Consider the following 17,039-nt stretch of genomic DNA (forward strand, 5'->3'; position numbering starts at 1 on the left):
GTTAAGCCCCACCGACCTCGGCGAACACCCTTGCGCTCGCCCTGGTTCCAGGACGTACAGTCTGGGCGTGACGACGGTGGCCGTACTGGGCAGCATCAACCTGGACGCCGTGACGGTGTGCGAGCGGTTCCCCACTGCGGGCGAGACGGTGATCGGCCGCAGCGTCACCTTCAGCCGGGGCGGCAAGGGCGCGAACCAGGCGGCGGCCGCCGCTCGGGCGGGGGCCACCGTGACATTCATCGGGGCGGTCGGCGACGACGGTGCCGGGGAGCGGGTCCTCGCCCCGCTCGTTGCGGCAGGCGTCGACATCGCGCGTGTACGGCGCGTTCCGGGGCCGACGGGGTTCGCGTGCGTCACCGTCGACGGCGCCGGGGAGAACACCATCGTGGTCGTTCCCGGCGCGAACGCTGCGGTGACGCTGGACGACGGTGACTGCGCCGCGATCGCGGCCGCGGACGTGCTGTTGCTGCAGCTCGAGATCCCGCCGGCCACGGTGCTGGCGGCTGCGCGCATCGCGCGCGCGGCGGGGACGGCGGTGCTGCTCAACCCGTCGCCCGTGCGTGAACTGCCGGACGGGTTGTGGGCGGCGGTCGACGCGGTGATCGTCAACCACGAGGAGGAACGGGCGCTGGCCGACCGACTGGGGCGCGTACCCCACGTGATCACCACGCTGGGCGCCGACGGTGCCCGCTGGCGCTCGGGATCCGGCACGGTCACCGAATCGGCGGTGCGGGTCGCCGTGGTCGACACCACGGGCGCCGGGGACGCCTTCGCCGGCGCGCTCGCCGCAGCGTGGGGAACGCCCCCGCGAACCGCTCTCCGGCAGGCCAACGCCGCCGGCGCCGAGGCGGTCGGGTTCGCGGGCGCCGAACGCCACACAACCACCCACCCCACGTCAATGTGACTTATCTCACACACGTGGCCCTTGCTGGGGATTGTTCGGCGTGTCGACCACGGATTCTCCATCGGGGGTGACTTCCACCAGCCACTTGATTAGCGTCGAAAAGCGATGCACCCCATTGAAGTGAGCTCCACCCCAGGAATCACCGAAGGCGCTGCAGACGACGCAGTGTCGATCCGCCCACCCGCGATCTCCGACGGCACCAGGCTGTGGGAGATCGCGAGGGACACGGCAGTACTCGACCTCAACTCGACTTACGCCTACACCCTCTGGTGCGCCGATTTCACCGAGACCTCTTGCGTCGCAGAGCGCGACGGCGAGGTCGTCGGCTTCATCACCGGTTACATCCCGCCGTCCCGGCCGGACACGATCTTCATCTGGCAGGTGGCCGTCGACGGCACCCATCGCGGCCTCGGCATCGCCGGCCGCATGCTGAACGGACTTCTGGACCGCCTCTCCCCACAGGGGATCTCGCGCCTGGAGACCACGATCACGCCGTCCAACAAGGCGTCCGATCAGCTCTTCCGATCCGTAGCCCGGGCGCGCTACGGAACTCTCTCCGTCGCAGATCATTTCGATTCATCCGACATATCCCCCCGTTCCGACCCGCACGGGCACGAACCCGAGCGGATCTACACGATCACCCCCGTCTAGACCGGGCCGACGTAGCCATCGGCCCTCTTGAGAGGACGAGATGACCACCGCTACAACCACCTTCCCCGACACCATCTTCGACACCCGCGAGTCGCAGGTGCGCAGCTACTCGCGCGCCTGGCCCACCGTGTTCGACACCGCCGAGGGCTCGTGGATCACCGACCGCGACGGCAACCGCTACCTCGACTTCTTCGCCGGTGCGGGCGCTTTGAACTACGGTCACAACAATCCCGTGCTGCGCGAGGCACTGGTGGACTATCTCACCAGCGGACGGATCACGCACTCCCTCGACATGTCCACCGTCGCCAAGGGCGAGCTGCTGGAGACGTTCACCGAGCGCATCCTGCGCCCGCGCGGCCTCGACTATCGGGTCCAGTTCCCCGGCCCGACGGGCACGAACGCCGTCGAGGCCGCGCTGAAGCTGGCCCGCAAGGTCACCGGTCGCGAGTCGATCATCAACTTCACCAATGCATTCCACGGCATGACGCTGGGATCGCTGTCGGTCACCGGGAACTCGATGAAGCGTGCCGGCGCCGGCATCCCCCTGGTGCACGCGACACCCATGCCGTTCGACAACTACTTCGGCGGCGTCGCCCCGGACTTCCAGTGGTTCGAGCGCGTGCTCGACGACTCGGGCTCGGGGCTGAACCGGCCGGCCGCCGTGATCGTCGAGACCGTGCAGGGCGAGGGCGGCGTCAACGTCGCGCGGCCCGAATGGCTGCGGGCACTCGCGGACCTGTGCCGGCGGCGCGAGATCCTGCTGATCGTCGACGACGTGCAGATGGGTTGCGGCCGAACGGGTCCGTTCTTCTCGTTCGAGGTCGCCGGCATCGTGCCCGATATCGTCACGCTCTCGAAGTCGATCGGTGGCTACGGCTTGCCGCTCGCGCTCACGCTGCTGCGGCCCGAGCTGGACGTGTGGGGTCCCGGCGAGCACAACGGCACGTTCCGCGGCAACAACCCGGCGTTCGTGACGGCCAAGGTCGCGCTCGATCACTACTGGTCCGACGACTCGCTCGAGCGCGCCACACTCGCTAAGGGCGAGCGGATCGCGACCCGGTTCCGTTCTCTCGCAGCGGAGTTCCCCGAACAGCTGGCCACACGTGGCCGCGGGTTGGTGCAGGGCCTCGCGTTCACCGACAGCGAGCAGGCGTCGAAGGTGTGCGGTACCGCGTACCGAAACGGCCTGCTGGCGGAGACGTCCGGGCCCGACGACGAGGTGGTCAAGCTGCTGCCGCCGCTCACCATCAGCGAGTCGGAGATCGACCTGGGCCTCGACATCCTCGAGGCCGCCACCCGCACGGAGGTAGCCCGATGATCGTCCGCACCACCGATGAGATCACCGGCACGGAGCGCGACGTGGCGGCCGGGCACTGGCGCAGTAAGCGCATCGTGCTCGGCGGCGACGGGGTCGGGTTCTCGTTCCACGAGACCACGATCGAGCCGAACTCCGTGAACGAGTTCCATTACGCCAATCACATCGAGGCCGTGTGGGTCGTCGAGGGCGAGGGCACCCTGCTCGACCGGGAGACCGGCACGTCGTACCCGCTCGCCCCGGGCACGATGTACCTGCTGAACAAGCACGACCGGCACACCGTCACCACGCGCACGCGGATGCGGATGCTGTGCGTGTTCGATCCGCCCGTCGTCGGTACGGAGGTGCACGACGAATACGGGGTGTATCCGCTGGTGGCGGTTCCGAACTGAACCGACCCCGCCACCCGACCCGGTTCGGGTAGAACTTCAGGCATGACCTCTCTCGCCGAGCGCGCCGCCACGCTGAAGTCCCTGCATCGCAAGGGCGACCCCGTCGTCCTGCCGACCGTGTGGGACGCGTGGTCGGCGCGTTCCGCCGTCGCCGCGGGTTTTGCTGCCCTCACGATCGGCAGCCACCCGCTGGCCGACTCGATCGGTCGCCCGGACGGTGAGGGGATGACGTTCGACGAGGCGATGACCCGGGTCGCACAGATCACGGACGCCGTCGACGCGCCGGTATCCGTCGACATCGAGTCGGGCTACGGCCAGCCGGCGGAGCGCCTGATCAACGGCCTGCTCGACGCGGGCGCGGTCGGTCTCAACATCGAGGACACCGTGCACAGCGAGGGCGGCCGGCTGCGCTCCCCGGAGGAACACGCCTCGCTCGTCGCTGCGCTGCGCGCCGTCGCGGACGAGATCGGCGTGCCGGTGGTGATCAACGCACGGACCGACGTGATCATCAAGCACGCCGGCGCCGGGAGCGCAGCGGGCGGGCCGAATGAGTCCGGCGAGTTCGACGACCCCGTCGGCGAGGCGATCTCCCGGCTGCGGCTGTGTGCGGACGCGGGCGCCGACTCGCTGTACCCGGTGGGTTTCCATGACGACGCGACGCAGCGCCGTCTCACCGACGAGCTACCGCTTCCCGTGAACGCGATCGCGCATCCCGCCACGTCCGACCTCGCCGCGCTTACCGCCGCCGGTGTCGGGCGGATCAGCTTCGGCCCGCTGTTGCAGGCGGCGCTCGCCGAACGCGCCGCCGAGTTGCTCGCCCGCTGGCGCTAGCGTTCACCGAGTTGTCGTACCCCCGCCGTAGCGTCGCGGGCATGAACAACGACGTGGAGATCACGGTGCGGGGATCGCACCGCGTACATGCCCCTGCCGAGCGCGGCACCGTGGCGTTGACGGTTGCGCTCGAGAACCGATCGGCGGAGTCGGTCTTCGCCGCGGTCGCCCAGTCGGCCGAGATCCTGACCGAGCGGATCCGCCGCCTGCACGACCCGGTCTCCGGACCCGTCACGTGGTGGTCCGCTCGGCGCCTCGAGACGTGGGCACGCCGCCCCTGGAACCAGGACGGAAAGGAGTTGCCGCTGAAGCACCACGCGCGGGTTCGGTTCCAGGTGAAGTTCCGCGACTTCGATGCGCTGAGCCGATTCACCGCGGACGCGATCGAGGTGCACGGCGTCGAGGTCGACGACACCGTATGGACGCTCACCGAGAAGCGGCGCGATGCGGTGGTCTCCGATGTCCGCGCCGCCGCGGTGCGGGATGCCCGCGCTCGCGCCCAGGCATACGCCGATGCCCTCGCCCTCGGGCCGGTCGTTCCGGTGGCGATCGCCGACCCCGGGATGCTCGGCACCGCGGAGCCGGCCGGGCCGATCGCCGAGTTCCGGTCCGCTGCTATGCCGGCCGCGCCGGCCGGCGGCGGGCGGCAGGTGTCGCTCACGCCGGAGGAGATCACCGTCGAGCAGCAGGTGGACGCCCGATTCCGGTTGGCCCCCGGATAGGGGGCCGGGCGACTCAGATCGCGTCCGCCGACTGTCCGGTGCTGCGGTGGCCCAGCACGGCGACGTTCAGCATGAGCAACACCATCGCAACGGCGACCACCGCGAACACCATGCCGCCGCCGTGCGAGTCGAGCAGCGGCAGCAGAACGAACGGCAACAGCGCGGTGACGATCTTGGACAGCGAGTAGGCGGCGCCCGCGGCGGTCCCACGGATGGCGGTCGGGTAGGAGTCGGCGAGGTACACGTGGTAAGCGTTGGAGAAGAGGTTCGACGCGCACGTGTACAGGAATCCGGCCACCACGATCTGGGTCGCGCTGGCGGCGAAGCCGAACCACACGCCGAAAACCGCCATCAGGCCGGCCGAGCCGATCACCAGATACTTGCGCTCGATCCGTTCGACGATGGGCAGCGAGAGCGCGGCGCCGAGCGGATACCCGATGTACGACAGGGCGACGAACAGCAGCGACGCCTGTACCGTGTAGCCCTTCGCCACCAGGACGAGCGGGGCCACAGTGCCGAAGCCGTAGTAGCCGAACACCTCCAGCGCCGAGAGCACCCACAGCATCACGGTGCGGCGGGCGTAGGGCGGACGGAACAGATCCAGGATGCTGATGGATTCGAACGACACCGGACGCAGCGCCGCGTCCGGCTCGGCGAGCCGGTGCCCGGCGGCGACTGCCTGCGCCTCGAGCCGGTCGACGATGGCGCCCGCCTCGTCGAACCGTCCGTGCGCCTCGAGCCAGCGCGGCGACTCCGGCAGGCCGCGCCGCACGAACCACACCGCCAGGGAGCCGAGCGCGCCGAACACGAACAGCAGTCGCCAGCCGTCCACGGCGTGGCCCGCGACGTGGGCGTGCAGCGGCGTCATCCACCGGGCCAGGAAGCCGACCACCGGGACGCCGAGGAACGAGACCACGTAGGCCAGCGAGATGTACTTGCCGCGGACCGCCTTCGGCAGCAGGTCGGACAGGTAGGAGTCCGCGAGTGCGTATTCGGCGCCGATGCCCACGCCCGCGAAGAACCGGGTCACCACCAGGAACATCGGGTTCGGGCTGAACGCCCCGATCAGCGAGAAGGCCGAGTACAACGCGAGATTGATCATGAACGCCCGGCGCCTACCGACCCTGTCCGCGAACCGCCCCATCACGAGAGCTCCGAGGAACTGCCCGATGAACGCGGACGCGAGCAGCCACTTGAGCTCGGTACCGCCGAGGTGGAACTGCTTGGACAGCACCGCCGAGATGGTGCCGGCAAGGAAGTTCTCGTAGGCGTCGAAGAACAGCCCGAGCCCGATCACTCCCACCGCGAACCAGTGCATCCGGGTCATCGGCATGCGATCGAGCCGAGCGGCGATCGACACGCCCGTCGTGGTAGGTGCGGCCATAGCCGGTCAATTTACTGCAGGCCAGATGCGGGACGGTCGCCTTTTCCGCGCACCGGATAGGTACTTTTTCGCACTCCTACCGTGCATCGTTCACCAGTCGGATAACCGGTGTTCATATTGGTCGAACGGCGTATTCCAGACCTTCCGGTCAGACGCCCCGACAGCCCGAGCGGGGCATGACCGGTTGCGATTGAATTGCGCCGAAACCGACCCGATGGAGCCGAAATGATCGTGGACTGCGCGCACTACCTCGACGGAGCCCGCCAGGAGGCGGGCGCGATACGACTGGAGGACGCCGCGCAGTACTGCACGGCCGGCGGCTTCGTCTGGCTCGGGCTGTTCGAGCCGACCCCCGTAGAGATGGAGGACGTGCGGCAGGCGTTCGGTCTGCACGAGCTGGCCGTCGAGGACGCCCGCACGTTCCATCTGCGACCGAAGCTCGAGGTGTTCGACGCTGGCGTCACGCTCGTGATCCTGCGTACCGCCCGCTACAACGACGCACGCGAGGAGGTGGACTTCGGCGAGATCAGCGTGTTCATCGGCCGCAATTTCGTCATCACGGTGCGGCAGGGCGTAGCGAGCGAACTGCATGCCGCACGGGCGCGCCTCGAGCAGCACCCGGAGCTGATGCGCCTCGGTACCGAGGCGGTCCTCTGGGCCATCCTGGACCAGGTGGTGCAGGGGTACGAGCCGGTGGTAGCCGGGCTCGAGCACGACATCGAGCAGGTCGAGGGCACCGTCTTCTCCGGGTCGGTAGCGCCCACCGAGCGGATCTACCTGCTGCGCCGCGAGGTGAGCAACTTCTACCGTGCCGCACACCCCCTGCTGTCGGTGCTCGCCGCCGTGGAGCGGACCTCCGGGGACAACAAGGCCCTCCTCCCCTACGTCCGGGATGTGCACGACAGCCTGCAGCTGATCAACGAGGAGGTCGCGGCACAGCGCGACCTGCTCGGAACCATCCTGCAGGCGAACATCGCGGTGATCTCGGTGGCCCAGACCCGTGTCGGCGTCCGGCAGAGCACCACGATGGAGCGCCTCACCATCCTGTCGACGGTGTTCCTGCCGTTGACGTTCGTCACGGGCTTCTTCGGGCAGAACTTCGGCTGGCTCGTGAACAATATCGACAGCATGTGGACGTTCGTGCTCCTCGGTCTCGGCACCCTCGCGGTCCCGCTGATCGTGCTGCGGGTCTGGCTGCGCCGCACCCAGGCAGCCGCCGAGGCCGAGGAACGCGCGCCCGAGGTCGCCCAGGTCCCTGCGTCCGCCGATGTCGGGCAGCCGCTCCCGGTGAGTGGGTAGCATCCCGCAGACAGGCGAGCGGCAAGCGGAGCCAGGTCGCCCCGCCGATGATCGACCCGACCTGAGCGACACCGACCAACCAGGAGACTCCCCGTGACCACCGCCACCTGCCGGACACTCGCCGCCATCGTCCTCGGCCTCGCCCTCTCGAGCGGCGCCGCCGCGACCGCCTCGGCCGCGACACCCGCCGCACTCCCCGCCCACGTGATCGGCGAGCAGTGCACCGGGGCAGAAATCGGCATGCACGCCGTCGCGCCCAACGGCGTCCCCATCATCTGCGAGGACTATCAGTGGGTGCCGGCCCACGGCGGGGTCGCGCGCCCCCCGCGCGCGGACCAGCAGCCGCGGTAACCTGGAGCCCATGCGGACCACAGTCCCCGCGTGGGAACCCGCAGCCGCAACGCCGGAGGATGCGGACGCCGACATGCGCCTCGACGCCGCCGCCGAGTTGTTGCGCGGCCGGCGGATCGTCGCGCTCACCGGCGCCGGCGTCTCCACCGGTTCCGGCATCCCGGACTATCGCGGCCCGGACTCCCCGCGGCGCACGCCGATGACGTTGGAGCAGTTCCTCGGATCCGCCGACTTCCGACGGCACTACTGGGCGCGCAACCACCTCGGCTGGCGGCATATGGACAGCGCCGAGCCCAACGCCGCGCATCGCGCACTCGCACGTATGCCGGGTGTGACCGGCGTGATCACGCAGAACGTCGACCTGCTGCACCTCAAGGCCGGCTCGACCAACGTGCTCGACCTGCACGGCAACTACGCGCGCGTGCGCTGCCTGTCGTGCGGCGCGTCGATGAGCCGACACCGTCTGCATGCCGTCCTCGCGCCGCTCAACGCCGGATTCGCCGCGCGGATAGCCAGCCGTGGCGCGCTCGAGGTGGCGCCCGACGCCGACGTCGTGGTCGATGACACCACCGACTTCCGCATGATCGACTGCGCATGCGGCGGGATCCTCAAGCCCGACATCGTCTATTTCGGCGAGTCCGTCTCCAGGGACGTCGTCGAGCGCGCGTACTCGATGGTCGACGGTGCCGACGCCCTCCTCGCGCTGGGCACGTCGCTGACGGTGATGTCCGGCCTGCGGTTCGTGCGGCACGCCGCCCGCGCGGGCACGCCGGTGGTGATCGTCAACCGTGGCGCCACCCGTGGCGACGCCCTCGCGGCGATCAAGATCGACTGCGACGTCGCCCACGCGACCGAACGCCTCGCCGCCCTACTCTGAGCTCACAGGTCACGGTATGCGTCCCACACGTGCACCCCTCCCGCACGCAGAGGCATCGGGGCGCGAAGATCCGGGCAATCGCTTCCGGTTCGCTACAGACCCGCTGCCGCCAGCGCGGCAGCGGCCTCGTCACCCTGCGCGACGTCGCGGGACGAGCAGCACAGCAGGTCCGCGCCCGCGCGGACGGCGGCCACCGCCCGGTTTCCGGTCGACCCGTACCGCGCCACCGCGCCGGCCTCGAGCGCGTCGGTGATGACGGTGCCGCGGAAGCCGATCCGGCCGCGCAGGTAGGTCTGGATGACGGTGCGGGACATGCCTGCGGGGTTCGCCGGGTCGAGCGCCGGGTACACGGCCCACGACGTCATGACCATGCGAACGCCGGCAGCGACGGCCGCCCGGTAGGGCGCCATGTCGATGGATTCGAGCGTCGCTGCGGGGAGGTCGATGGTGACCGGTCCGGTGTCGGTGTCCGCGCCCGCCGACGCCGCTCCGAGACCCGGGAAGTGCTTGGCACAGGCGGAGATCCCCGCGCCCTGCAGGGCCGAGATGAACGCCGCACCGGCCTGTCCCACGACGGCGGGGTCGGACGAGAAGCTACGGCCCGCGGAGTCGAGGAAGTCACCTGCCGAGCGATAGACCCCGAGAACCGGCGCGAGATCGCCGGACATGCCCGCGCCACGCAGCACCGCCGCGGCGGTGGCGCCCTGTGAGCGGGCCGAGGCCGCCGGGTTCGCCGCGGCGCCGACCTGCTTGGCCGACAAGCCCGGGCCGCCGGGGATGCGGTTGACCTCGCCGCCCTCCTGGTCCACAAGCAACGCGAGCGGACCGGGCGACGCCTTGCGGAACTCGGCCGCCACCGACGCGAGCTGGCCCGCCGACGACACATTGTCCGAGAAGAAGATCACGCCGCCGACCTGCCCCTTGGACACCTTCGTCAGCAGCTCGGCGGGGGGAGTGAGACCCGGATACGAGTACACGACCTTCTGCCCCGCGTTCGACGGTGCCGCGGAGGCGCGGCCCGCGGCGAGCACGGTGAGGGCTGTGCCGGCGCCGGCGGCAAGAAACGTCCTGCGATCGAGGTTCGCCATGCCAGGCACCCTACCGGGCGTCCGTGACCGCCACTACCTGCATCGTCGGCTCGAGCGCGATGCCGGCTTGGGCGGCCGTGCCCTGCACCACGGACCAGATCGACGTCCGCAGGAATGCGGCCAGACCGGCGGCGTCGATCGAGTGGCCGGGGTTGGCGAGCCACCGGTTGACCGTCGCGTCGACGAGCCCGATGAGCCCGAACGCGAGAGATTCGGCGACGCCCGTGTCGGCGCCGTTCGCACGGAGCACCTCGGCGGCGATCGCAGTCACCCGCAGCGCGATCTCGGCCTTGGTCTCGATCACCGCCCGTGCGCCCACCGTGCGCCGCGCACGCGACCCGATCGACAGGAACTGGTGCAGCCGGGGGTATTCGACGATCCATCGGACGTAGGTGTCGACGGCGAACTCGATGGCCTCCGCGATCGTGCCGCGCGGATCCAACGTCGGGGTGAGCCGACCGATCAAGTCACCGAGGATCCGCAGCCGCAGCTGCTCGTCGAGGTCAGCGCGGTCGGCGAATATCCGGTACACGACGGAGCGCGGAACCGCCGCGCGCAGCGCGATGTCCTGGACACTGATGTCGGCGCCACCCTCGGCGACAGCCTCCACGGCCGCCTCGAGGATCGCCTCGCGGCGCTGCGCCTTGTGGTCGTCCCACCTGGTCACACGGCCGTCCAGCGGACGCTCGTTCAGTTCCTCGTTTCGCGACATCCCGAAGATCCTAGCGATTCGCGCCGACACTTGACGTGACATCGCGTCCAAGATACCTTTCTGTGACATCGCGTCCCACATAATCTTATCGAGGGAGACCCACGTGGCGAGAGTCTTTGTGATCGGTGTCGGAATGACCAAGTTCGAGAAGCCGGGGTCCCGTGATTGGGACTACCCCGACATGGCGCGGGAGGCGGGTACCAAGGCCCTCGAGGACGCGGGGATCGAGTACCGCCAGATCGAGCAGGCGTACGTCGGCTACGTCTACGGCGAGTCCACGTCGGGCCAGCGCGCGGTCTACGAGCTCGGGATGACCGGCATCCCCGTCATCAACGTCAACAACAACTGTTCCACCGGCTCCACCGCCCTGTTCCTCGCGACGCAGGCGGTGCGCAGCGGCCAGGTCGACTGCGCGCTCGCCCTCGGCTTCGAGAAGATGCAGAAGGGCTCGCTCGGGTCGACCTACGACGATCGCGAACAGCCGATGATGCGGCACCTGCTCGCGCTCGCCGAGCTGCAGGAGTTCGCGATGCCCCCCGCGCCCTACATGTTCGGCGCCGCCGGCAAGGAGCACATGGAGCGCTTCGGCACCACCGAGGAGCAGTTCGCCAAGATCGGCGTCAAGAACCACCGGCACTCGCAGAACAACCCGTACGCGCAGTTCCAGGACCCGTACACGCTCGAAGAGGTATTGGCGTCCAAGCGCATCTACGGCCCGCTGACCAAGCTGCAGTGCTCGCCGACGTCCGACGGCTCCGGCGCCGTAGTGATCGCGAGCGAGGACTTCGTCGACAAGCACGGCCTCGCCGGCCAGGCCGTCGAGATCGTGGGGCAGGCCATGGTTACCGACCTGGCCAGCACGTTCGAGGACAAGAGCGCCATCACCCTGGTAGGCGCCGACATGACCCGTACCGCGGCGGCGCGCGTATACGAGCAGGCCGGCATCACGGCCGACGACGTCGACGTGATCGAGCTGCACGACTGCTTCTCCACCAACGAGCTGCTGACCTACGAGGCGCTCGGCCTGTGCGGCGAGGGTGAGGGCGGCAAGCTGGTCGACAACGACGACACCACCTACGGCGGCCGCTGGGTCGTCAACCCGTCCGGCGGCTTGATCTCCAAGGGCCACCCGCTCGGCGCCACCGGCCTGGCCCAGGCCAGCGAGCTCACCTGGCAGCTGCGGGGTACCGCGGACGCCCGCCAGGTCGACGGCGCGAAGGTAGCGCTGCAGCACAACATCGGCCTGGGTGGGGCGGTGGTCGTGACCGCGTACCGCCCCGCCGAGCGCTGACCGTCCCCTACCAGTCCCACACCCACCACAACCCGATCCAGGAGTACTCATGGCATCCGTGTCCGTATCCGTCGTCCTTCCCTCCGAACCGCAGAAGACCTGGGACACCCTGGCCGACGCCGCCCGCTGGGAGGAGTGGCTGTCCATCCACCAGAAGTGGAAGGGCGAGCCGCCCACCGACTACAAGGTCGGCACGCAGTTCAGCGAGGTCGTCTCCGTGATGGGGATGGCGAACAAGATCGAGTGGACCCTCGACGAGGTCGACATCCCCAACCGCATGAAGATGTCCGGCACCGGCATGGCGGGTGTCGTGGTCGAGCTCGCGCTCGCGGTGGAGCCCGACGGTGCCGGCTCGAAGGCCAGCATCGAGTGCAGCTTCACGGGCGCGATGATCGTCGGGCCGATCGGCAAGGCGGTGGCCAAGAACGCCAAGGCCGACCTGGAGAGCTCGCTGGCGAAGTTCTCGGAACTCGTCGCATGACCTCGCCCACCCTCACGTCCGGCACGTCGGGGCGGGCGGCATGACCACACCCACCGTCGAATTCGACGCCTCGGGGCTGGGCGAGTGGACCGATCCGGAGCGGTTCGAGGTGACGGCCGAGCGGATCGCGGAATACGCTGCGGCGACCAATGATCCGATCGATCGGCATCGGCGGGGTGAGGTCGCGCCGCCGGTGTTCGCCGTGGTCCCCGTGTTCTTCTCGATGGCCCCCGCGGCGCTCTCGGTGGCCCCCGTGGAGCTGCTCATGAAGCTGGTCCACGGCGAGCAGGACTTCCACTTCCACCGCCCGATCCGCCCCGGCGACGTCCTGGTGGCGCGCGCCAAGCCGATCGGCTTCACCGGCCGGGACAACGGGTCCACCGTGGTGGTGTACGCCGAGACCCGCACGGAGCAGGGCGAACTCGTCAACGAGCAGTGGATGACCGCATTCTTCCGCAAGGTCGACGCGGGCCCGGGCGAGGGTGAGACCGCACCGAGCCATCGCCTCGACGAGGCGTTGCGCACACAGCCGCCCGTGGCGACGGTGACGCAGCACATCGACGCGGATCAGACCTTCCGGTACTCGCCGGCGTCCGGTGATCCGATGCCGATCCACCTGGACGACGAGATCGCCACGATGTCCGGGCTGCCCGGAATCATCAACCACGGCCTGTGCACGATGGCGTTCACCTCCTGGGCCGCGCTCACCGAGCTGGCCGACGGTGACGTCGAGCGGCTGCGCCGCCTGGCCGTGCGCTTCGCGAAACCCGTTCTACCGGAGCAGGACATCACCACCCGCTTCTGGACGGCGACCGGCTCACCGGCAGGGACCACCGGGTACGCGTTCGAGACCACGGTGGGCGACGACCTGGTCATCAAGGACGGCCTCGCAGTCATCGCCGATCGCTGAAACACCACTGCATCAACCACTCTCTACCGAGGAGAAGACACCGACCATGGGAACCCTGGACGGACGCGTAGCCGTCATCACCGGCGCTGGCCGCGGCATCGGCCGCGAGCACGCCCTGCTCTTCGCCGCTGAGGGCGCGGCGGTCGTGGTCAACGACCTGGGCGGAGCGAACGACGGCAGCGGCGCCGACGCCGGCCCCGCGCAGTCCGTGGTCGACGAGATCGTCGCCGCGGGCGGCAGGGCGGTGGCCAACACCGACAGCGTCTCGGACTGGGACGGTGCCGCACGCCTCATCGAGCAGGCCGTCAGCGAGTTCGGCCGGCTCGACATCCTGGTCAACAATGCGGGCATCCTCCGGGACTCCTTCATCGCCGGGATCACCGAGAGCCAGTGGGACGCCGTCATCGCGGTGCACCTGAAGGGGCACGCGGCGACCCTGCACCACGCCGCGGCGTACTGGAAGGCGGAGTCCAAGGCGGGCCGCGAGGTCGATGCCTCGGTGATCAACACCGCCTCGGCGTCGGGCACGTTCCTGCCCAACGCGGGCCAGGCCAACTACGGCGCGGCCAAGGCCGGTATCGCGGCGCTCACGCTGGTGGCCGCAGACGAGCTCGACCGGTACGGCGTGCGGGTGAACGCGATCGCCCCCATCGCCCGCACCCGCCTCACCCTGGCGACCCCGGGCATGAACGCGCTGTTCGCGGCGGAGATCCCCGAGGGCGAGTTCGACCCGTTCAGCCCCGCCAACATCTCCCCGCTCGTGGCGTACCTGGCAGGCCCGAACTGCAAGCTGACCGGCAAGGTGTTCGCGGTCCAGGGCGGTGCGATCTCCGAGCTGGCCGGGTGGCACGACGTCAGCACCATCGAGAGCGACGGCCCGTGGACCGTCGCCGACCTCACCGAGAAGCTGGGATAGCAACGACCATGGCACGCATCGCTTATGAGCTCGGCCTCGGGATCAGCGAGGAGCACGTTGCACTCGGGGAGTCGGTCCGTACCTTCGCCGAACGGACCATCCCCCGGGAGCTGGTCCGGGAGTCCGTGGACTCGGCTGCGGAAGAACGGTTCCCGTCGTTCTGGCGTGCCCTGGTCGGCCAGGATCTGCTCGGCCTCGCGGTCCCCGAGGAGCGCGGCGGTCAGGGGGCCGGCCTGCTGACACTCGCGGTCGCGCTGGAGGCCCTCGGCCGGACGGCCGCCCCCGGCCCGTTCGTCCCGACAGCCCTGGTGGCGACGGTGCTCGGCGGCGCGGACTCCAAGGTCGCCGTCGAGCTCCTGCCCGGGCTGCTCGACGGTACCGACACGTCCACCGTGGTGCTCGACGAGACCTTCCAGGGCGTGGCCTTCGGCGACGGGTATCGCATCACCGGCGTCGCAGATGCGGTGGTGGGCGGCGAGCACGCCGGTTCGGTCCTCCTTTCCATCGATACCGGCTCCGACCTGGTCTGGGCGGTGGTCGACCGCACCGATCTGGCGATCACCGGCCAGGACGGCATCGACGTGCTCCGGGGCTCCGCACGCGTCGAGGCGAACGACGTGCACGTGGGTGCGGACCGCATCGTCGACGGCCTGACCACCACGCGCGTGCGGTCCATCGCCGCGGTGGTGCTCGGCGCCGAGGCGGTGGGCCTGACGTCCTGGTGCGTGTCGACGGCCGCCGAGTACGCCAAGACGCGCGTCCAGTTCGGGCGGCCGATCGGCCAGTTCCAGGGTGTCAAACACCGCTGCGCGCGCATGGGCATCGCGCTGGAACAGGCGCGCGCGGTCCTGTGGGATGCTGCGTCCGCGCTCGACAAGGGCGATGACACAGCCGATTTCGCCGCGGACATCGCCGCGCTGATCGTTCCCGACGCCGCAGTCGCCGCCGCGCAGGACTGCATCCAGGTTCTCGGCGGGATCGGCTTCACCTGGGAGCACGACGCACACCTGTACTACCGCCGCGCCCTCGCCATCCGAGGGCTGCTAGGCACCCATACCGATCGCGCCGAATCAGTAGCAGCACAGGCACTCTCGGGCGTCCACCGGGTCTCCGACCTGGAGCTGCCCGAGGAGGCCGAGACGATCCGCGCCGAGGTGCGCGCCGCGCTCGCTCCGATCGCCGAGATCGACGACGAGGACGATCAGCTGATCGCCCTGGGCGACGGTGGCTGGGTCCAGCCGCACCTGCCGAAGCCGTTCGGCCGGGCCGCAACGCCGCTGGAGCAGATCGTCATCGCACAGGAGACCAAGGCTGCAGGCCTGGCCCTGCCCCAGCTGCTGATGGGCGGCTGGGCGGTACAGGCCGTGGTCGCGCACGGCACCGAGAAGCAGAAGCAGGAACTCGTCGTCCCCACTCTGCGCGGCGACGTCGTGTGGTGCCAGCTGTTCAGCGAGCCCGGCGCGGGTTCGGACCTGGCGGCGCTTTCCACCAAGGCGGAGAAGGTCGACGGTGGCTGGAAGGTCAACGGCCAGAAGATCTGGACGAGCGTGGCGCAATTCGCCGACTGGGGCATGCTCATCGCCCGCACGGACCCGACCAGGCCGAAGCACCAGGGCATCACGTACTTCGTGCTGGACATGTCGACACCCGGCGTCACGGTGCGGCCGCTGCGCGAGATGACCGGCTCGGCGCTGTTCAACGAGGTCTTCCTCGACGACGTGTTCGTTCCCGACGAGAACGTGGTAGGCGAGGTGAACGACGGCTGGAACGTCGCCCGCACCACCCTCGCCGGCGAGCGAGTGGCGCTCGGGCAGAAGATCGAGGCGTACGCCACCGACGCCGACCTGCTGAGGTTCGCCGGTACCCGGGAACTCGGTCCGGTCGCACGTGTCCGGGTCGGCGAGCTCATCGCCGACAGCCACGCACTCGACGTGCTCGGCGCGCGCGTGGTGCTGCGGCAGCTCACCGGCGCCGACATCAGCACCACGTCCAGCGTCGGCAAGTTGCTGGGAATGGGCCTCGGGCAGGCGATCTCCGAGTTCGTCGTCGCCGAGCTCGGCGCCGCCGGTACCGTCTCGGTGCCCGGCCAGCCGAGCGACCGGGCGATGGAGCAGCTGATCTCCGGCCGAGCGACCACCATCTACGGCGGCACCACCGAGGTGCAGCTCAACGTCATCGGCGAGCGCATGCTCGGCCTCCCCCGCGATGCGGAGGCGGCGACCCGATGAGCGCACCGAAGAGTGGCCCCTTGGCGGGCCTCAAGGTGGTCGAGTTCGCCGGCCTCGGCCCCGGCCCCCACGCCGCCATGCTGCTCGCCGACCTCGGCGCCCACGTCGTGTCGCTGCAGCGCCCCGGCGTCGGCGTCAACGGCCTCACCGGCAAACCCCAAATGGTCAAACGAGGCCGCACCATCGCCGAGGCCGACCTGAAGAACCCCGACGACATCGCCACCGTCCTCGACCTCCTCGACCGCGCCGACGTCCTGCTCGAAGGATTCCGCCCCGGCGTCATGGAGCGCCTCGGCCTCGGGCCCGATACGGTTCTGGAGCGCAACCCGAGGCTCATCTACGGCCGCATGACCGGCTGGGGACAAACCGGCCCCGCCGCACCCCGCGCCGGCCACGACATGAACTACCTCGCCCTCACCGGCCTGCTGCACGCCATCGGCCGCAAAGGCGAGCGCCCCGTACCACCACTCAACCTCGTCGGCGACTTCGGCGGCGGCTCGATGTTCCTCGTGTTCGGCGTCCTCGCCGCGCTGTTCGAACGTGGGGTGTCCGGCAAGGGCCAGGTGGTGGACGCCGCGATGGTCGACGGCGCCTCCCTCCTCGGGCAGATGCAGTGGGACTTCCGCGGCCAGGGCCTGTGGACCGACGAACGCGGCGTCAACACCCTCGACGGCGGCGCCCCGTTCT

General features: G+C 69.7%; 18 protein-coding genes. 15 read left to right on the forward strand and 3 right to left on the reverse strand.

What is annotated here, in order from left to right:
- Window positions 1–67 precede the first annotated feature (67 nt).
- The 6 genes from ABD908_RS14495 to ABD908_RS14520 all read left to right on the forward strand — a co-directional run bounded on the left by ABD908_RS14495 (window position 68) and on the right by ABD908_RS14520 (window position 4,815).
- Window positions 68–904 carry a PfkB family carbohydrate kinase gene (locus ABD908_RS14495; RefSeq protein ID WP_344997056.1) on the forward strand — a complete coding sequence of 279 codons (837 nt, stop codon included), beginning with the start codon at window positions 68–70 and terminating at the stop codon, window positions 902–904.
- A 105-nt stretch (window positions 905–1,009) separates the two neighbouring features.
- Complete coding sequence (gene ectA, locus ABD908_RS14500) at window positions 1,010–1,555, forward strand: diaminobutyrate acetyltransferase (RefSeq protein ID WP_344997059.1); 546 nt, start codon at window positions 1,010–1,012, stop codon at window positions 1,553–1,555.
- A 40-nt stretch (window positions 1,556–1,595) separates the two neighbouring features.
- A complete protein-coding gene (ectB, locus tag ABD908_RS14505; protein WP_344997063.1) occupies window positions 1,596–2,873 on the forward strand; it encodes a diaminobutyrate--2-oxoglutarate transaminase in 1,278 nt (425 codons plus the stop codon).
- Window positions 2,870–3,262 carry an ectoine synthase gene (locus tag ABD908_RS14510; protein WP_344997066.1) on the forward strand — a complete coding sequence of 131 codons (393 nt, stop codon included), beginning with the start codon at window positions 2,870–2,872 and terminating at the stop codon, window positions 3,260–3,262. Before ectB ends, ABD908_RS14510 begins: the two co-directional genes overlap by 4 nt.
- 42 nt (window positions 3,263–3,304) lie before the next feature.
- Window positions 3,305–4,093 (forward strand): isocitrate lyase/PEP mutase family protein, encoded by a 789-nt coding sequence (locus ABD908_RS14515; protein WP_344997069.1) that lies wholly within the window; start codon window positions 3,305–3,307, stop codon window positions 4,091–4,093.
- A 41-nt stretch (window positions 4,094–4,134) separates the two neighbouring features.
- The gene (locus tag ABD908_RS14520; RefSeq protein ID WP_344997073.1) at window positions 4,135–4,815 is read left to right on the forward strand and encodes an SIMPL domain-containing protein; all 681 of its coding nucleotides are present in this window, start codon (window positions 4,135–4,137) and stop codon (window positions 4,813–4,815) included.
- A gap of 13 nt (window positions 4,816–4,828) precedes the next feature.
- Here ABD908_RS14520 and ABD908_RS14525 read toward each other — a convergent pair whose 3' ends face one another.
- On the reverse strand, window positions 4,829–6,199 hold the full coding sequence (locus ABD908_RS14525) for an MFS transporter (RefSeq protein WP_344997076.1): 1,371 nt from the start codon (window positions 6,197–6,199) through the stop codon (window positions 4,829–4,831).
- A 225-nt stretch (window positions 6,200–6,424) separates the two neighbouring features.
- Between ABD908_RS14525 and ABD908_RS14530 the strand changes: the two genes are divergently transcribed.
- The 3 genes from ABD908_RS14530 to ABD908_RS14540 all read left to right on the forward strand — a co-directional run bounded on the left by ABD908_RS14530 (window position 6,425) and on the right by ABD908_RS14540 (window position 8,726).
- A complete protein-coding gene (locus ABD908_RS14530; RefSeq protein ID WP_344997079.1) occupies window positions 6,425–7,498 on the forward strand; it encodes a magnesium and cobalt transport protein CorA in 1,074 nt (357 codons plus the stop codon).
- Window positions 7,499–7,591: 93 nt separating this feature from the next.
- Complete coding sequence (locus ABD908_RS14535) at window positions 7,592–7,849, forward strand: hypothetical protein (RefSeq protein ID WP_344997082.1); 258 nt, start codon at window positions 7,592–7,594, stop codon at window positions 7,847–7,849.
- 10 nt (window positions 7,850–7,859) lie between these two features.
- Window positions 7,860–8,726 carry a Sir2 family NAD-dependent protein deacetylase gene (locus ABD908_RS14540; protein WP_344997085.1) on the forward strand — a complete coding sequence of 289 codons (867 nt, stop codon included), beginning with the start codon at window positions 7,860–7,862 and terminating at the stop codon, window positions 8,724–8,726.
- A 92-nt stretch (window positions 8,727–8,818) separates the two neighbouring features.
- Here ABD908_RS14540 and ABD908_RS14545 read toward each other — a convergent pair whose 3' ends face one another.
- Together ABD908_RS14545 and ABD908_RS14550 are read right to left on the reverse strand one after the other, a co-directional pair.
- On the reverse strand, window positions 8,819–9,814 hold the full coding sequence (locus ABD908_RS14545; protein WP_344997088.1) for a glycoside hydrolase family 3 N-terminal domain-containing protein: 996 nt from the start codon (window positions 9,812–9,814) through the stop codon (window positions 8,819–8,821).
- Between the two features lie 10 nt (window positions 9,815–9,824).
- Window positions 9,825–10,526, reverse strand: a complete 702-nt coding sequence (locus tag ABD908_RS14550; protein WP_344997091.1) for a TetR/AcrR family transcriptional regulator — start codon at window positions 10,524–10,526, stop codon at window positions 9,825–9,827.
- A 133-nt stretch (window positions 10,527–10,659) separates the two neighbouring features.
- Here ABD908_RS14550 and ABD908_RS14555 point away from each other — a divergent pair, with 133 nt between their 5' ends.
- The 6 genes from ABD908_RS14555 to ABD908_RS14580 form a co-directional block, all read left to right on the forward strand.
- Window positions 10,660–11,817 carry a lipid-transfer protein gene (locus ABD908_RS14555; protein WP_385924406.1) on the forward strand — a complete coding sequence of 386 codons (1,158 nt, stop codon included), beginning with the start codon at window positions 10,660–10,662 and terminating at the stop codon, window positions 11,815–11,817.
- Window positions 11,818–11,866: 49 nt separating this feature from the next.
- Window positions 11,867–12,298 carry a type II toxin-antitoxin system Rv0910 family toxin gene (locus ABD908_RS14560; protein WP_344997097.1) on the forward strand — a complete coding sequence of 144 codons (432 nt, stop codon included), beginning with the start codon at window positions 11,867–11,869 and terminating at the stop codon, window positions 12,296–12,298.
- A 40-nt stretch (window positions 12,299–12,338) separates the two neighbouring features.
- A complete protein-coding gene (locus ABD908_RS14565; RefSeq protein ID WP_344997100.1) occupies window positions 12,339–13,208 on the forward strand; it encodes a MaoC/PaaZ C-terminal domain-containing protein in 870 nt (289 codons plus the stop codon).
- Between the two features lie 46 nt (window positions 13,209–13,254).
- The gene (locus ABD908_RS14570; protein WP_344997103.1) at window positions 13,255–14,124 is read left to right on the forward strand and encodes an SDR family oxidoreductase; all 870 of its coding nucleotides are present in this window, start codon (window positions 13,255–13,257) and stop codon (window positions 14,122–14,124) included.
- Window positions 14,125–14,132: 8 nt separating this feature from the next.
- Window positions 14,133–16,352: an acyl-CoA dehydrogenase family protein gene (locus ABD908_RS14575; RefSeq protein ID WP_344997106.1), complete on the forward strand. Its 2,220-nt coding sequence runs from the start codon at window positions 14,133–14,135 to the stop codon at window positions 16,350–16,352.
- Window positions 16,349–17,039: CaiB/BaiF CoA transferase family protein (locus ABD908_RS14580; protein ID WP_344997109.1), on the forward strand; the 691-nt coding region annotated here is incomplete at its 3' end. The genes ABD908_RS14575 and ABD908_RS14580, both read left to right, overlap by 4 nt.

This window comes from Tsukamurella soli, assembly GCF_039541155.1.
GTDB lineage: Bacteria > Actinomycetota > Actinomycetes > Mycobacteriales > Mycobacteriaceae > Tsukamurella > Tsukamurella soli.

What these genes read in the sequence shown, in the direction of transcription:
- ectA (WP_344997059.1), top strand. Translation starts at nt 1,010, where the DNA reads ATGCACCCCATTGAAGTGAGCTCCACCCCAGGAATCACCGAAGGCGCT.
- ectB (WP_344997063.1), top strand. Translation starts at nt 1,596, where the DNA reads ATGACCACCGCTACAACCACCTTCCCCGACACCATCTTCGACACCCGC.
- ABD908_RS14510 (WP_344997066.1), top strand. Translation starts at nt 2,870, where the DNA reads ATGATCGTCCGCACCACCGATGAGATCACCGGCACGGAGCGCGACGTG.
- ABD908_RS14515 (WP_344997069.1), top strand. Translation starts at nt 3,305, where the DNA reads ATGACCTCTCTCGCCGAGCGCGCCGCCACGCTGAAGTCCCTGCATCGC.
- ABD908_RS14520 (WP_344997073.1), top strand. Translation starts at nt 4,135, where the DNA reads ATGAACAACGACGTGGAGATCACGGTGCGGGGATCGCACCGCGTACAT.
- ABD908_RS14525 (WP_344997076.1), bottom strand. Translation starts at nt 6,199, where the DNA reads ATGGCCGCACCTACCACGACGGGCGTGTCGATCGCCGCTCGGCTCGAT.
- ABD908_RS14530 (WP_344997079.1), top strand. Translation starts at nt 6,425, where the DNA reads ATGATCGTGGACTGCGCGCACTACCTCGACGGAGCCCGCCAGGAGGCG.
- ABD908_RS14540 (WP_344997085.1), top strand. Translation starts at nt 7,860, where the DNA reads ATGCGGACCACAGTCCCCGCGTGGGAACCCGCAGCCGCAACGCCGGAG.
- ABD908_RS14545 (WP_344997088.1), bottom strand. Translation starts at nt 9,814, where the DNA reads ATGGCGAACCTCGATCGCAGGACGTTTCTTGCCGCCGGCGCCGGCACA.
- ABD908_RS14550 (WP_344997091.1), bottom strand. Translation starts at nt 10,526, where the DNA reads ATGTCGCGAAACGAGGAACTGAACGAGCGTCCGCTGGACGGCCGTGTG.
- ABD908_RS14555 (WP_385924406.1), top strand. Translation starts at nt 10,660, where the DNA reads ATGACCAAGTTCGAGAAGCCGGGGTCCCGTGATTGGGACTACCCCGAC.
- ABD908_RS14560 (WP_344997097.1), top strand. Translation starts at nt 11,867, where the DNA reads ATGGCATCCGTGTCCGTATCCGTCGTCCTTCCCTCCGAACCGCAGAAG.
- ABD908_RS14565 (WP_344997100.1), top strand. Translation starts at nt 12,339, where the DNA reads ATGACCACACCCACCGTCGAATTCGACGCCTCGGGGCTGGGCGAGTGG.
- ABD908_RS14570 (WP_344997103.1), top strand. Translation starts at nt 13,255, where the DNA reads ATGGGAACCCTGGACGGACGCGTAGCCGTCATCACCGGCGCTGGCCGC.
- ABD908_RS14575 (WP_344997106.1), top strand. Translation starts at nt 14,133, where the DNA reads ATGGCACGCATCGCTTATGAGCTCGGCCTCGGGATCAGCGAGGAGCAC.